This window comes from Mycobacterium sp. IDUB_24, assembly GCF_055419385.1.
In genome coordinates this window covers 1-14,680 of sequence record NZ_JBVAXO010000010.1, presented here as the reverse complement: position 1 = coordinate 14,680, position 14,680 = coordinate 1, and the positions used below count along the sequence as shown (strand labels likewise).

Here is a 14,680-nt window from a genome sequence, read left to right as displayed (position 1 = left end):
CCATGGCCACTGAGATACGAAAAAGTAGATCCGACAAGCACACGCAAGAAGCCAAGGAAGCAACAAAGAAGGCACTGAAGTCGCCGACCGGGGACGTGGTGCCGCATCACCCGGTGCTCGATATCCCGGTCGAACAGAAGGCCTACACCCGCCGGGCAGGTGTGGACTGGGTGGTGTTCGGGGTCACCGCCGTCATCGCTCTCGCATTCCTGGTCTGGGGATTCGTCAGCACGGATTCTCTTGCCGCGGCATCGTCGAACGCACTCAGTTGGGTGATGGCCGACGTCGGTTGGCTGTTCGTCCTGACCGCGTCCGGGTTCGTGGTCTTCGTGATCTGGCTGGCGATGAGCCGCTACGGCAACATCCCGCTCGGCCGTGACGACGACGAACCGGAGTTCCGCACCGTGTCGTGGGTGGCGATGATGTTCAGCGCCGGCATGGGGATCGGTCTGATGTTCTTCGGAGTGTCCGAGCCGTTGTCGCATTTCGCCTCCCCGCCACCGGGCACCGGCGGGCCCGGCAATCCCCAGGCCGCGGAGACCGCGATGGCCACCACGATGTTCCACTGGACGCTGCACCCGTGGGCGATCTACGCCGTTGTAGGCCTGACCATTGCCTACGGCGTCTACCGCAAGGGCCGCCTGCAGCTGATCAGTGCAGCGTTCGAGCCACTACTGGGGAAACATGCGAACGGGCCGTGGGGCAAGGTGATCGACATGCTGGCGATCTTCGCCACGCTGTTCGGGTCCGCGGCCTCGCTGGGGCTCGGCGCACTGCAGATCCGCAGCGGGTTGCACATCGTCGCCGGAGTCGGTGAAACCGGCAATGCCATCTTGATCGGCATCATCACCGTTCTGACCGTCGCGTTCGTCCTGTCGGCGGTGTCCGGCGTGGCGCGCGGGATCCAGTGGCTGTCCAACATCAACATGGTGCTGGCGCTGGCGATGGCACTGTTCATCTTCGTGGTCGGCCCCACGATGTTCATGCTGAACATGATCCCGACCTCCATCGGCAGTTACGTCGGAGATCTCGCGCAGATGGCGGCCCGAACGGGCGCCGAAGGCGACGCGGTCAGCACGTGGCTGCAGAGCTGGACCATCTTCTATTGGGCATGGTGGATCTCCTGGACCCCCTTCGTCGGGATGTTCATCGCCCGGATTTCCCGTGGCCGCACCATCCGGCAGTTCGTGACGGGCGTCCTGCTGGTGCCCAGCGTGGTGTCGGTGATCTGGTTTTGTGTGTTCGGCGGCGCGGCCATCTTCGAGCAGCAGAACGGAGTGGATCTGGCCGGCATGGGCAGCCAGGAGCGGCAGCTGTTCAGCTTGCTCGGCGAGTATCCGATCGCGACGGTCACCAGCGTGGTGGTGATGGTGCTGGTCGCCATCTTCTTCGTGTCCGGCGCCGACGCCGCGTCGATCGTGATGGGTTCGCTGTCCGAGCGGGGCACCATCAAACCCACCCGCCCCACGGTGATCTTCTGGGGCGTCGCCACCGGTGCGGTGGCGGCGGTCATGCTGCTGGTCGGCGGTGCCGACGCGCTGAACGGTCTGCAGTCGATCACGATCATCGTCGCGGTACCGTTCGTCCTGGTGATGATCGGGCTCGCGGTGTCGCTGGTCCGGGACCTGCGGCAGGATCCGTTGGTAGTACGCCGCGAGTACGCGCTCGAAGCCGTCAACGACGCGGTGGTCGCCGGTGTCACCCAGCACGGCGACGATTTCGTGATCTCGGTGGAGAAGGACCCGCAAGCCGACGACCGCGTAGACGCCGCGGACGATTAACCTCGCGGTGTGCGCGTCTACATCCCGACGACCCTGGTCGCCCTGCAGCAGCTCGTCGCCGACCGTCACCTGCTCGTCGTGAACGGAACGGCCTTCGCGGTCACCCCGACGCTGCGGGAGGCCTACGCCGAGGGCGACGACGACGAACTCGCCGAGGTGGCCCTGCGCGAAGCCGCGCTGGCGTCCTTGCGGTTGCTCGCCGGCGGGCCGTCCGATTCGGGGCTGCCACCGCGCCGCGCGGTGGTGGTGGCCGATACGGGGGAGGACGGGGACGTCACGATCCGTCCCGACCTCGACGACGCCGTGGTGCGGTTGTCCGGACCGTTGCCCATCGACGCCGTGGTCGCGGTGTACGTCGACAATGCCGATGCGGAGTCGGCGGTGCTGGCCGCCGTCGACGTCATCGACGAGGCGGACATGGGGGACGAGGACGCCGAACTCACGGTGGGAGACGCTCAGGATCACGACCTGGCGTGGTACGCCCCGCAGGAGTTGCCGTTCCTGCTCGAACTGCTCTGACCGACTAGACGGGGGATTTGATGCGTGCATTCGGGCTGTTGGCGGTGCTGGCCGTGGTCTTGGCGAGTACAGCGTGCTCAGACGGCGGTGGTGACCCGCCGGCAGGCTCGACCGAGCCGGCCGCTCCGGCAGAGTCACGGCAGCCTCCGACGCCGCCGGGCCCGGGCAGCAACATGGCCACGACCGACTTCCGCAACGTCAAAATCTTTGACGGCCATAGTGATCGGCTGTCGGCACCGTCGAATGTGCGGGTCAAGGGCAACCGGATCGAACGGATCTCCACAGCGGAGCTGCCGGCCGATCCGGCTGCCACGGTGATCGACGGGGGTGGCCGCACGCTGATGCCGGGCCTGATCGACAACCACTGGCACACGATGCTCGTGCGGCCACCGGTGACGCAGTTGACGACCTTGGATCCGGGATACCTCAATTTGTTGGCCGGTGCCGAGGCCGGCGACACCTTGATGCGCGGGTTCACCACGGTCCGCGATCTCGGTGGCCCGAGCTTCGGTCTCAAACAGGCCATCGACGAAGGCGTCATCGACGGCCCGCGCATCTACCCGTCGGGCGCGATCATCACCGTCACCAGTGGCCATGGTGACTTCCGTACCGGCCACGATCTCCCGCGCCGCCCCGGTGGCCCGCCGTCACAGCAGGAGGCGCTGGGGGCGAGCATGGTGGCCGACAGCCCTGACGAGGTGCGGATGCGCGCACGCGAGCAGTTGTTCCAGGGCGCGTCGCAGATCAAGCTGACTGCCGGCGGCGGCGTGTCCTCACCGCACAGCCCGCTCGACGTCACCACCTTCACCGAACCCGAACTGCGGGCGGCCACCGAAGCGGCAGGCAACTGGGGCACCTATGTGACAGTCCACGCCTACACCCCGCAGACCATCGCGCAGGCGATCCGCGCCGGCGTCACCTGCATCGAGCATGCGCATCTGATGGACGAGGCAACGGCGAAGGAGATGGCGGACAAGAACATCTGGCTGAGCACGCAGCCCATCCCGGCCGAGATGGTCGGTGCGTTCCCGCCGGGTTCCGACGAGGCCGCCAAGGCCAAGGAGATCGTCGACGGTGTCAGCAACGTCTACCAGCTGGCCCGCAAGTACAAGCTCAAGACCGCCTTCGGCACCGACATCCTGTTCTCGCCGCAGTTGGCGCCGAGGCAAGGGGCGCTGTTGGCGGGGCTGGGCAAGTGGTTCTCGCCCGCCGAGACGTTGACGATGGCCACCGCAACCAACGCCGAACTGCTGGCGATGTCGGGCAAGCGCAGTCCGTATGCGGGCAAGCTGGGCGTGGTGCAGGAGGGTGCCCTGGCGGATCTGCTGCTGGTCGACGGCGACCCGCTGGCGCGCCTGGACCTGGTCGCCGACCCGGAGCGCAACTTCAAAGTGATCATGAAGGACGGGAAAACGTACAAGAACACTTTGGTGTCCTGACGTGCGATGGCCGTCGTACGACTAGCTACGGGGCAGTAACCTACGGTACCGTAGGTTCATGGCCAAGAACTCGATCAAGGTCTCGGCCAATGTGGCCGATACGGTCCGCCCGACCATTGCCGGTGCCGAGCGACGTCCCGGCTGGAACGCCCTGCGTCGCATCGTCGGGCAGGTGACCACGCCGCTGCTGCCCGACGATTACCTCAAGTTGGCCAACCCGTTGTGGTCGGCGCGGGAGTTGCGCGGCCGAGTGGTCGAGGTGCGGCGGGAAACTGCCGATTCCGCGACATTGGTGATCAAACCGGGCTGGGGATTCTCGTTCGACTATCAGCCCGGTCAGTATGTCGGTATCGGCGTGCTGATGGACGGGCGCTGGCGCTGGCGCTCGTATTCGCTCACCTCGACGCCGGAGACAACCGCTTCCGGGGTGGGTGCGCGCACCATCACGATCACGGTCAAGGCGATGCCCGAGGGGTTCTTGTCAGCCCACCTGGTCGATGGCCTGCAACCGGGAACCGTGGTTCGGTTGGCCGCACCGCAGGGCAACTTCGTGATGCCCGATCCGACGCCGGCCACGGTGTTGTTCGTGACCGCGGGTTCTGGCATCACCCCCGTGATGTCGATGTTGCGCACCCTCGCGCGCCGTGACCAGATCACCGACATCGTGCATGTGCATTCCGCGCCAACGGAATCCGACGTGATGTTCGGTTCGGAGTTGGCCGCGCTGCACGATGAGCATCCCGGTTATCAGTTGCTGTTGCGCAGCACCCGGGCCGAGGGCAGGCTCGATCTGGCGCAGATCGGCGACGTGGTTCCCGATTGGCGTGACCGTCAAGCGTGGGCGTGCGGGCCCGAAGGCATGCTCAACGATGCCGAACGGGTGTGGGCGGCCGCTGGTATCGCCGAGCATCTGCACCTGGAACGGTTCGCGGTGTCGCGGGCTGCCCCGCACGGCGCCGGGGGCACGGTGACGTTCGAGCGCAGCGGCAAGGAGGCCACCATCGACGGCGCGACGCCGTTGATGGACGCCGGCGAGCAGGTGGGTATCCAGATGCCGTTCGGCTGCCGGATGGGTATCTGTCAGTCGTGCGTGGTGAGTCTGGTCGACGGGCATGTGCGCGATCTGCGCACCGGTGTCGAGCATGAGCCCGGCACCCGGATTCAGACGTGCGTTTCGGCGGCGTCCGGCGACTGCACTCTGGACGTTTAGCCTTTACCGGCTAGTAACCTACGGCATCGTAGGTTACGCTACCGTAGGTAAGCGAGAGGAGGCCGACGATGGCAATTACCGACGTTCCCGAGTTCACGCATCTCACCGATGCCGACATCGAAAATCTGGGCATCGAGCTAGATGCGATCCGTCAGGACATCGAAGATTCCCGCGGTGAGCGCGATGCGCGCTACATCCGTCGCACCATCGCCGCGCAGCGTGCCCTCGAGCTGACCGGGCGGCTGCTGCTGGCGGCGAGTTCGCGCCGCTCGGCATGGTGGGCGGGCACCGCGACCCTGGGCGTGGCCAAGATCATCGAGAACATGGAGATCGGCCACAACGTCATGCACGGCCAGTGGGACTGGATGAACGATCCCGAGATTCACTCCTCGACGTGGGAGTGGGACATGAGCGGGGCGTCCAAGCACTGGCGCTTCACCCACAATTTCATGCACCACAAGTACACCAACATTCTCGGCATGGACGACGACGTGGGCTACGGCGTCATCCGCGTGACGCGCGATGCGAGGTGGAAGCCGTTCAACCTCGTCGGCAACCTGCTGTTCAACACCCTGCTTGCCATCGGCTTCGAGTGGGGAGTCGGGTTGCAGCACCTGGAGCTCGGAAAGATCTCCAAGGGTCGCGACGACCGGAAGGCGACGCTGGTCCGGGTTCGCGAGTTCGGAGTGAAGGCCGCCAACCAGCTCGCCAAGGACTACGTCGTCTGGCCCGCGCTGACCGCACTGTCGCCCGGCGCGACCTTCACGTCGACTCTGAAGGCCAATGCGGTGGCCAACGTCATCCGCAACGTGTGGGCCAACGCGGTGATCTTCTGCGGCCATTTCCCCGATGGCGCAGAGAAATTCACCAAGACCGACATGGTGGGCGAGTCGCGCGGTCAGTGGTATCTGCGGCAGATGCTGGGGAGTGCCAACTTCAACTCGGGCCCGGCGCTGGCCTTCATGAGCGGCAACCTGAGCTACCAGATCGAGCACCACCTGTTCCCGGATCTGCCGAGCAACCGCTACGCCGAGGTCGCGATCCGGGTGCGGGCGCTGTGCGACAAGTACGACCTGCCCTACACGACGGGGCCCTTCCTGGTGCAGTACGGCAAGACCTGGCGCACCATCGCCAAACTGTCGTTGCCGGACCGGTTCTTGCGTGACACCGCCGACAATGCGCCGGAAACCCGCAGCGAGCGGATGTTCAGCGAGCTCGAGGGGTTCGGTGTCACCGACCCGGCGACCGGGCGTCGACGTGGCCTGAAGACGGCCATCGAGACCGTGCGGGGCTGGCGCCGCCGCTGATCTGCTCGAACGCTCGGATTCCAAGCAACCGCCCCACGTATTCCCAGGTTGCTGGCAGCCCGCGCTCATATTCTTCGCTCGTGAAGAAGATGCTCGCGGCTGCGATGGTGCTCGGCGCCTCGGCCGTCCCCGTTGGTGTAGTGGCCACCGGTATCGCCGCGGCCGACGACTACGCGGGGCAGAAATACTCCGACGTGCAGTCAGCGCTGTCCGACGCCGGGATGAAGGGTGTGGTCGCCGCCCGATCGGGCGATTCGGAGGCCGACGACGACTGCGTGGTGACCCACTCGGAGAAGGCGCACTGGCACAAGGGTGACGATTTCGCACCGGTCACCGACACCGTGCTGCTGGACCTGAACTGCAACGCCGGGGTGGCCACGGCCAAGACCCCGGGCAACTCGGCGGCCAGCCCCGAAGGGCGCGCAGCTATTGCGGCGGCCAAGCAGCAGGCCGAGCAGGAGCAGCAGCAGGCAGCGGCCGACCAGGCCAAGCCCAAAGCCTGACCCCGTTCTGCGTCACATGTTGAGTTCCCACACCTTCGGCCAGTCCTTGCCGCGGAGCACGGCGTCGATACCGCCGTCGACGAAGATGACGGACCCGACGAAGTAACTCGCCTCGGGGCTCAGCAGGAACGCCACCAGAGCGGCCACCTCTTCGGGCCGCCCGCCGCGCCCGGCGGGGATGGTCTTGAGGAACTGCTCCATCCCCTCACCGGTGAGCGGGTCCGTGCGCCCCTCCTTGGTCATCGGGGTGTCGATGAGCCCCGGTGCGATCGCGTTGAGCCGGATGCCGTCGGCGATGTACTCCGCGGACTTGGTGCGGGCGTAATACGCCAGCGCGGCCTTGGTGGCGGGGTAGGCCTGCAATGCCGCGAAATCGCCGAAGGTGGAGGCGACGGTATTGGCGCCCACCTCATCACCGGCCAGGCAGGCGTCGGCCAGCTCGACCGGCCAATTAGGTTGGCTGGTAGCCGAATTCGAGCTGATCAGCACCACCGACGCGTTCTCGCGGCCGGCCAGCAGCGGGCGCAGGCCTTCGAGCAGCTCGATCGCGCCGAAGTAGTTGACGGCGATGAGCAGATGCGCCGGACGGCCGGTTGCTGCGGCCAGGCCGGCGAACGGGACGAAACCGTCGATACCGCCGTCGGCCAGCTCGGTGACCTTGGCGATCGCCTCCGCGCGCCCGTCGGCGGTGCTCAGGTCCACGTTCACGTCAGCACTGCGCAGGTCGACGCCGATCACCCGATGCCCGTCGGATTCCAGCCGTTTCTTGGTCGCCGCCCCAAGCCCTGAGGCGCTGCCGGTGAGAACGTAAGTAGCCATGCTCAGCGACCATAGTCGCTGAGATGTCGGGGCAGGTCAGGCTTCCCGTAGGGCGGTCAACAGGTGTCGGGCCGCCGCGACGCGGCCCGCCGCCGGCCCGGTGAGGGTGTCCAGCGCACACTCGGGATCGGCGGGCGGGCCCATGTGGCCGCAGCCGCGCGGACAGTCCTCGATGCTGTCGGCCAGATCCGAGAACGCCCTGATGACGTCGTCCGGTTGAATGTGCGCCAGCCCGAAGGACCTGATCCCGGGGGTATCGATCACCCAGCCCTGGCCATCGAGGGAGATTGCCACCGACTGGGTGGAGGTGTGCTTACCCTTGCCCACTCCGGAAACCTCGCCGGTGGCCCGATCTGCCTCCGGGACAAGACGATTCACCAAGGTGGATTTGCCTACGCCCGAATGCCCGAGGAACACGGTGACCTGGTCGGTGAGCAGGGGCGTGACCACGTCGAGTGGATCTTCGCGGCCCGCGGTGACGATGGTCAGGTCCAGACCGGCGAACTGCGCGGCGAACGGTTCGGGCGCTGCCAGATCGGATTTGGTCAGACACAACACCGGCGTCAGCCCACCGGCATAGGCGGCGATCAATGCGCGCTCGACGAACCCGGTGCGCGGCGGCGGGTCGGCCAGCGCCACCACGATCAACAGCTGATCGGCGTTGGCCACTACGACGCGTTCGGTCGGATCCGTGTCATCGGCGGTGCGGCGCAACACTGTTCGGCGTTCACCCCGGCGGACGATCCGGGCCAGGGTGTCGGGCCGTCCGGACAGGTCGCCGACGATGTCGACGTCGTCGCCGACGACTATCGGGGTGCGGCCGAGTTCGCGGGCCCGCATCGCGACCACGCGGTGATGCGGGTCGCCCTCCAGTGCGCAGCCCCAGCGTCCGCGGTCGACGGTCACCACCATCGCGGACTGGGCATCGGCATGGTCCGGCCGGGTCTTGGTGCGCGGACGCGAACCCTTGCCCGGTCTGATCCGGACGTCGGACTCGTCGTATTCCCGCGCTCCCAAGGTGGTTTACTTCCCCCGTGCGGGCGGGTCGCCCGCCAGCATCTGTACCCACATCAGCGGGAAATCGGGCAGGGTCTTCGCGGTGGTTGCGATGTTCTCCACAGCCACTCCGGGCACCCTCAGGCCGATGATCGCGCCCGCGGTGGCCATCCGGTGGTCGGCATAGGACCGCCAGGTCCCGCCGTGCAACGGACGTGCGGTGATCAGCAGGCCGTCCTCGGTTTCGGCGCATTCGCCGCCGAGCGCGTTGATCTCGGTGGTCAGCGCGGCCAGCCGGTCGGTCTCGTGTCCGCGCAGATGGGCGATGCCCCGTAGCCGTGACGTCGAGCCGTCAGTTGCCAGTGCGGCCAGTGCGGCCACCGTCGGAGCCAGTTCGCCGACGTCGTGCAGGTCGGCGTCAAAACCGCCGTAACTTTGGGCGCCGCTGACCTCCAAATGTGAATCACGCTGGTGGACAGTCGCATTCACCTTTGTCAGCAGATCGAGGATGGTGTCGGCGGGCTGGATGCTGTCCGACGGCCAGCCGGCGATTCGCACCGTTCCACCGGTGACGATCGCAGCGGCCAGAAAAGGCGTCGAATTCGACAGGTCCGGCTCGATGTCCCACACCCGCGCGGCGATCGGGCTGGGGGAGACCCGCCAGCGATTGGGGGCCGAATCATCGATCTGTACCCCGGCGTCGCGCAGCATCGCCACCGTCATCGCCACATGCGGGGCCGAGGGCACCGAGGCTCCGGTGTGCACGATGGTGAGCCCGTCGGTGAATGTCGCACCGGACAACAACAGCCCGGAGACGAACTGCGAGGACCCCGACGCGTCGATCTCGACGGTGCCGCCGGCCACCACGCCGCGGCCGCGCACGGCGAAAGGCAGCGCATCTCCGTCGACGTCGACTCCCAACCCGCGTAGCCCATCGAGCAGCGGCGAGATCGGCCGGGCCCGGGCCTGCTCGTCTCCGTCGAATATGACCGACGCGGTGCCCAATGCGGCCACCGGAGGCACGAACCGCAACACGGTGCCGGCCAGTCCGCAGTCGACCCGCGCACCCGGGGCCGGCGCGATGCGACCGCTGACGGTGAGGTCGGTGCCGTCGCCGTCCTCGTCGTCTACGGTCACGCCCAGGGTGCGGATGGCGTCGATCATCAGGTCGGTGTCGCGGCTGCGCAGCGCGCCGCGGATCGTGGAGGGACCCTGTGCGGTGGCCAGAGCGGCCAGCACGAGCGCACGGTTGGTCAGAGACTTCGAACCGGGCACCGTCACGGTGGCGTCAACGGGGGTCGTGGCCGACGGAGCCGGCCAATGTGTCATCTGCTCCTCACGTGCGCTCACGCACTACATCCTGCCTTGTCCGCGGACTCTGCAACCATGGGCACTATGTGTGGACGTTTCGCGGTGACCACCGATCCGGCCCTGCTTGCGCAGAAAATCCAGGCGCTCGATGAGAGCGCAGCCAAAGATGCTCCGGCGGCCAATTACAACGTGGCTCCCACGACGACCATCTCCAGCGTCGTCAAACGGCACACCGACCCCGAGGACGAGTCGACGCGCCGGGTCAGGTCGATGCGCTGGGGTCTGATCCCCCCGTGGGTGAAGACGGCCGAGGGCGGCGGCCCGGACACCAAGGGCCCGTTGCTGATCAACGCCCGCGCCGACAAGGTCACCAGCTCACCGGCATTCCGCAACTCCGCCAAGAACAAGCGCTGTCTGATCCCGATGGACGGCTGGTACGAGTGGAAGGGCCTGAAGGGCGAGAAAACCCCCTTCTACATGTACGGTGCCGACGGTGAGCTGCTGTTCATGGCGGGGCTGTGGACCACGTGGCGACCACAGGGCGCACCCAAAGATGCGTCGCCGCTGCTCAGTTGCACCATCATCACCACCGACGCGGCCGGTCCGCTCGCCGAGATCCACGATCGGATGCCGCTGACCATCAGCGCTCCGGACTGGGACCGCTGGATGGATCCCGACGCCCCCATCGACGAGGGACTGCTGCGGGGCCACGGTGACCTGGACCGGATCGCCGTTCGTGAGGTGTCGCGACTGGTCAACAGCGTCCGCAACAACGGTCCGGAGCTCATCGAGCCGGCCGAGGCGGACGAGGCGGAAGAGCCGGGGCTGTTTTGACCGGCGTCGAGGGGGCTGCCGTCGACACCGGTCTCGTCGACGCGATCGGTACCGACCTGCGTTCGGCCGGATTCACCACCGACGGGGTGGCCGAGCTTCTGGGCGCCGACGCCAATGCCGCGTTGGGCCGTGGCGTGTGGTGGCCGGCGCTGCGGGCCACCCACGCTGCTCCGGCCGACCGTCAGCGCCTGGGTGTGTTGGTGCGTCTGCTGTTGCTGGGCACGGAGGAATCACCGGAGTCGGTCGAGGCGGCGTTCCCGTCGTCCGGCCTGCAGACGCTCGCGGCCAACGGCGTTCTCGAATTCACCGCCGACAAGGTTCGGGCCGCCCTCGACATCCGCCCGCACAGCGACGGCACGCGAGATTTTTACGTGGTATCCGATCAGGATGCCGCGGTGCGCCGCGGGCCGTTGCGCCACGATCACGTGCTCGGGATCGGCGGGGCGTCGGTGTCATTGGCGCGCGCCGTCACGCGCAACCACGTCGGCCGCGCCCTCGATCTCGGAACCGGATGCGGGATCCAGGCACTGCATCTGGACGCCCACTGCGACGAGATCGTCGCGACCGACACGAACGAGCGGGCGCTGGCGCTGGCCGCGATGACGGCGCGGCTGGGCGGCATGTCATGGGATCTGCGGCGCGGCAGCCTGTTCGAGCCGGTCGCTGGTGAACGTTTCGATCTGATCGTCTCCAATCCGCCGTTCGTGGTGGGCTCAGGTGCCCGGGACTACATCTATCGCGACTCTGGCTTGGCCGGAGATGCGTTGTGCCAGAGCCTTATCGAGCAGGTGGGTGATCATCTGCTGCCGGGCGGCACCGCACACGTGATGGCGAATTGGATCGTGCGTGACGGCCGAGATTGGCGGGACCGCGTCCGCGGCTGGCTGGCGGGCACCGGCCTGCACGCCTGGGTGGTGCAGCGCGAACTGGCCGACCCGGTCAGCTACGTGTCGCTGTGGCTGGCCGACGCCGGGGAGGACCTCGAACGGCAGGCGCAGCGCGGTGGGCAATGGCTCGACTGGTTCGCCGAGGAAGATATCGCCGGTATCGGCATGGGCATGATCTCGCTGCGGGTGCCGCGCGCCGGCGAAGCGCCCGAGCGGATCCTTGAGGTGATCACCGGTGCCGACGAGGCGCTCACCGGAGCCGAGGTGGACGCGTTCTTCGCCCGGCAGGCCTATCTGCGCGACACCTCCGACGACGCGCTGCTGGCGGCCCGACTCTCCACCGCGCCGGTATTCCTTGAGGCGCAGTCTCTTCCCGGACCGGAGGGTTGGCAGGAGGTCGGGGCCGCGGTGCGCCGCCCGGGTGGTCCGGCGGCAGTCATCGGGGTCGACGAGGTACTGCGCGCGCTGCTGGCCGGCTGCCGCGGCGAAGTGCCGTTGGGCACCTTGATCCAGCTGTTGGCCACTCATCACGGAGTGGATGCCGACGCGCTGGCGCAGGCTGCGCTGCCCGAGGTGCGGGAGGCCATCGGCCGCGGAATCCTCTATCAGGCCGAATGACGACTCTTTAGAGGATTGCTCGGTTTTGCTAGAGTAATCCTCGTGACTCCGTCAAAGGGTAGGGGCGCGCGGGACCGATTGCTGACGGTCGCGCGACGACGGTTCGCCGCGGAGGGGACCATCGCTCCGACGCTCGACGAGATGCGGCGTGAGGCCGAGGTCAGCGTCGGATCGCTCTATCACCACTTCCCGGACAAGCCGGCATTGGCGGCCGCGGTCTATGCACAGGTGATGGCCGAGTATCAGGCGGGCTTCCTGGCGATGCTGCGGGACCAGGCCACTGCCGAGGACGGGATCCGCGGTGGGGTCCGGCATCACTTGAACTGGATCGCAACGCACCGCGGCGAGGCCACGCTCCTGCTGGGCGACCGGTTCGACAGCGACGCGTTGCGGGCGGCCAACCAGGACTTCGTTGCAGGGATCGCGGACTGGTGGCGTCCACACCACGCCTACGGCGTGCTGGTGGCCATCAAGCCCGGCGTCACGGCCGCCCTGTGGTTCGGCCCGGCGCAAGAGTACGCCCGCCACTGGGCGGCCGGCGCTGTCGCCGAGATGGACAGTGAGGTCGTCGAGATATTTGCCGACGCGGCCTGGAACGTATTGCATGCCAAACCAATTGAGGAGGATTTCTGATGGATGAGCCCTTGTATCGCAGCATGGTCGCCGAGGGCGACGACCCGGCTGCTCCACAACGGATTCTCGTCGACCGCAGCGGCGATCGCGCGGTGGTGACTCTTGACGAACCCGACCGGCTGAACGTCCTGTCCGCACCGCTGGTCCGGCAATTGCGCCGGGCGCTGGAGGATCTGGTGGCGGACAACGACATTCGTGCCGTGGTGTTGACGGGCGCCGATCCGGGCTTCAGCGCAGGCGGCGACCTGCGCATGATGCGTGCGGCCATCGAAAATCGGTACCAGGCCGAGGGAACCGCGGACGTATGGCGCTGGATACGACGCGAATTCGGAGGTATCGCCCGACTCATCGCGGGTTCGGACACCGTCTTCGTGGCTGCGCTCAACGGTCCAGCCGCCGGTGTCGGGCTGGCCTGGGCGCTCACCTGCGATCTGGCCATCGCCAGCGAGAGGGCCGTCATCGTGCCTGCCTTCGCCCGCCTCGGACTGATCCCGGAGGTCGGCACCAGCTGGGCGCTGACCCGGCGCCTCGGCTATCAGGGCGCGCTGGCCTATTACCTGAAAGGCGAACACATCGACGCCCAAACCGCGCAGCGGCTGGGCCTGGTGCACGAGGTCGTCGTCCACGAGCAGCTGCTCGCAACCGCCGACGAATGGTGTTCGCGGGTGGCAGCGTTGCCGCCGCACGCGGTCGCGATGACCAAACCCCTGTTGCGTGCCGCGGCCGACGCCAGCTGGAACGACGCGCTCATGCTCGAAGAGTTCGCCGAGCCGACGTGTTTCACCACAGCGGCTTTCGCCGACAGCGTCGAGACCATGCTGTCCGGCGGGACGCGTCCGCGCTAGACGTTCCTTCTCATGCCCGGCGGGATGCCGTCACCACCGCATAAGGCGCCTCGAAGGCAACCTGCCCGGTGCTGTCGGCCCGTGCGCCCAGTGCGGCCGTGAAGGCGTCGAGCAGGCGGTCCCGCGTCGCCTCGTCCAGCTGGCTCAACAGGTGGACATGCATCGGTGACTCGTCGGAGATGAAGCGCACCGCAGACTCGACTGACTCGAATTGCCAAGTATGCGAACCGGTCTTGGTGCTGATCTGCTCGAATCCGGTACTGAGGCGTGAGTGCACGACATCGAGATCGCCCCACTGGTCGGGAGAGTAGGCACCGGCAGGCGGCTGCCCCAGGGTGTCGATGACGGGGGTGAAGAACGGGCTGCCCGCCTCGTCGCGGACCCAGGTGGAGAACGCGAGCACCCCGCCCGGGGCCAGCAGCCGCGTCACCTCGGCGACCAGGCTCGTGGGCTCGACGAAGATGATGCCCATGTTCGACACCGCGGTACCGAATCCGCTGTCGGGCAGGCCGGTGCGGGCGGCGTCGGCGACCACCCACTGCACCGCGTCGGCTCCGGGCCGCGCGGAGGCGATGGCGATCAGCTCGGCGGTGAGGTCCACTCCGGTGACGCGTGCCCCGGCGTCGGCGGCGGCCAACGCGGCGCTTCCGGTGCCACAGGCCAGATCGACCAGCGCGGTGTCACGGATCGGCCGCAGCGCGTCGGCCGCGGCGACGACTTCACCGGCGATCACGGCGATGCGTTCGGCGACGGCCTCGTAGCGGCCGGCTGCCCAGTTGGTGGGCCGCGGGTCTGTGGGTTGTGCGTCAGGCATACCGACGAGCCTAGGGGGCTCCGGCGTTGCGCCGCGTCGGCCAGCACTGGAGTGGGCTGCCGATTGTCGCGCTTTGCCGGTTCGATCAGTAGGGCGGGGGTTTGTCTTGTTCGGTGTTGAGTCGGCGTTCGGTGTTGATGCGTTGGGTGTGGGTTTGTTGGCGG

The 14,680-nt window shown here is 67.4% G+C and carries 14 protein-coding genes; 10 read left to right on the top strand and 4 right to left on the bottom strand.

Annotated features, from left to right (window positions below; genetic code table 11):
• Positions 1–2: 2 nt before the first annotated feature.
• The 6 genes from ACZYZF_RS28325 (at position 3) to ACZYZF_RS28300 (ending at position 6,759) form a co-directional block, all read left to right on the top strand.
• Positions 3–1,781, top strand: a complete 1,779-nt coding sequence (locus ACZYZF_RS28325) for a BCCT family transporter (protein WP_463744619.1) — start codon at positions 3–5, stop codon at positions 1,779–1,781.
• Positions 1,782–1,790: 9 nt separating this feature from the next.
• On the top strand, positions 1,791–2,300 hold the full coding sequence (locus tag ACZYZF_RS28320) for a DUF6912 family protein (protein WP_463744618.1): 510 nt from the start codon (positions 1,791–1,793) through the stop codon (positions 2,298–2,300).
• A gap of 20 nt (positions 2,301–2,320) precedes the next feature.
• Positions 2,321–3,739, top strand: a complete 1,419-nt coding sequence (locus tag ACZYZF_RS28315; protein ID WP_463744617.1) for a metal-dependent hydrolase family protein — start codon at positions 2,321–2,323, stop codon at positions 3,737–3,739.
• A gap of 58 nt (positions 3,740–3,797) precedes the next feature.
• Positions 3,798–4,949: a ferredoxin reductase gene (locus tag ACZYZF_RS28310; RefSeq protein ID WP_463744616.1), complete on the top strand. Its 1,152-nt coding sequence runs from the start codon at positions 3,798–3,800 to the stop codon at positions 4,947–4,949.
• Between the two features lie 68 nt (positions 4,950–5,017).
• The gene (locus ACZYZF_RS28305) at positions 5,018–6,256 is read left to right on the top strand and encodes a fatty acid desaturase family protein (RefSeq protein ID WP_463744615.1); all 1,239 of its coding nucleotides are present in this window, start codon (positions 5,018–5,020) and stop codon (positions 6,254–6,256) included.
• 89 nt (positions 6,257–6,345) lie between these two features.
• On the top strand, positions 6,346–6,759 hold the full coding sequence (locus ACZYZF_RS28300; RefSeq protein WP_463745270.1) for a hypothetical protein: 414 nt from the start codon (positions 6,346–6,348) through the stop codon (positions 6,757–6,759).
• Between the two features lie 12 nt (positions 6,760–6,771).
• Here the strand turns inward: ACZYZF_RS28300 and ACZYZF_RS28295 are convergent, their stop codons facing one another.
• Genes ACZYZF_RS28295 through aroA form a run of 3 tightly spaced genes read right to left on the bottom strand, consistent with a single transcriptional unit; the run spans position 6,772 to position 9,903 of the window.
• Positions 6,772–7,578 (bottom strand): SDR family oxidoreductase, encoded by an 807-nt coding sequence (locus tag ACZYZF_RS28295; protein WP_463744614.1) that lies wholly within the window; start codon positions 7,576–7,578, stop codon positions 6,772–6,774.
• A gap of 36 nt (positions 7,579–7,614) precedes the next feature.
• Positions 7,615–8,595, bottom strand: coding sequence for a ribosome small subunit-dependent GTPase A (gene rsgA, locus ACZYZF_RS28290; RefSeq protein WP_463744613.1), 981 nt, complete (start codon positions 8,593–8,595; stop codon positions 7,615–7,617).
• Positions 8,596–8,601: 6 nt separating this feature from the next.
• Positions 8,602–9,903 carry a 3-phosphoshikimate 1-carboxyvinyltransferase gene (gene aroA, locus ACZYZF_RS28285; protein WP_463745269.1) on the bottom strand — a complete coding sequence of 434 codons (1,302 nt, stop codon included), beginning with the start codon at positions 9,901–9,903 and terminating at the stop codon, positions 8,602–8,604.
• Positions 9,904–9,969: 66 nt separating this feature from the next.
• On the opposite strand from aroA, the gene ACZYZF_RS28280 reads away from it, so the two are divergent.
• From ACZYZF_RS28280 to ACZYZF_RS28265, 4 genes are read left to right on the top strand one after another with little or no spacing between them, the layout of a single operon-like run.
• Entirely contained in the window at positions 9,970–10,719 is a 750-nt protein-coding gene (locus tag ACZYZF_RS28280) for an SOS response-associated peptidase (RefSeq protein ID WP_463744612.1), read from the top strand.
• Positions 10,716–12,224, top strand: coding sequence for a DUF7782 domain-containing protein (locus ACZYZF_RS28275; RefSeq protein WP_463744611.1), 1,509 nt, complete (start codon positions 10,716–10,718; stop codon positions 12,222–12,224). The genes ACZYZF_RS28280 and ACZYZF_RS28275 overlap by 4 nt, the downstream gene beginning before the upstream one ends.
• Before the next feature lie 42 nt (positions 12,225–12,266).
• Positions 12,267–12,857 (top strand): TetR/AcrR family transcriptional regulator, encoded by a 591-nt coding sequence (locus ACZYZF_RS28270; RefSeq protein ID WP_463744610.1) that lies wholly within the window; start codon positions 12,267–12,269, stop codon positions 12,855–12,857.
• Positions 12,857–13,702 (top strand): enoyl-CoA hydratase/isomerase family protein, encoded by an 846-nt coding sequence (locus ACZYZF_RS28265; protein WP_463744609.1) that lies wholly within the window; start codon positions 12,857–12,859, stop codon positions 13,700–13,702. Before ACZYZF_RS28270 ends, ACZYZF_RS28265 begins: the two co-directional genes overlap by 1 nt.
• A 10-nt stretch (positions 13,703–13,712) precedes the next feature.
• Here ACZYZF_RS28265 and ACZYZF_RS28260 read toward each other — a convergent pair whose 3' ends face one another.
• Positions 13,713–14,516 carry a class I SAM-dependent methyltransferase gene (locus ACZYZF_RS28260; protein WP_463837465.1) on the bottom strand — a complete coding sequence of 268 codons (804 nt, stop codon included), beginning with the start codon at positions 14,514–14,516 and terminating at the stop codon, positions 13,713–13,715.
• Positions 14,517–14,680: the final 164 nt, after the last annotated feature.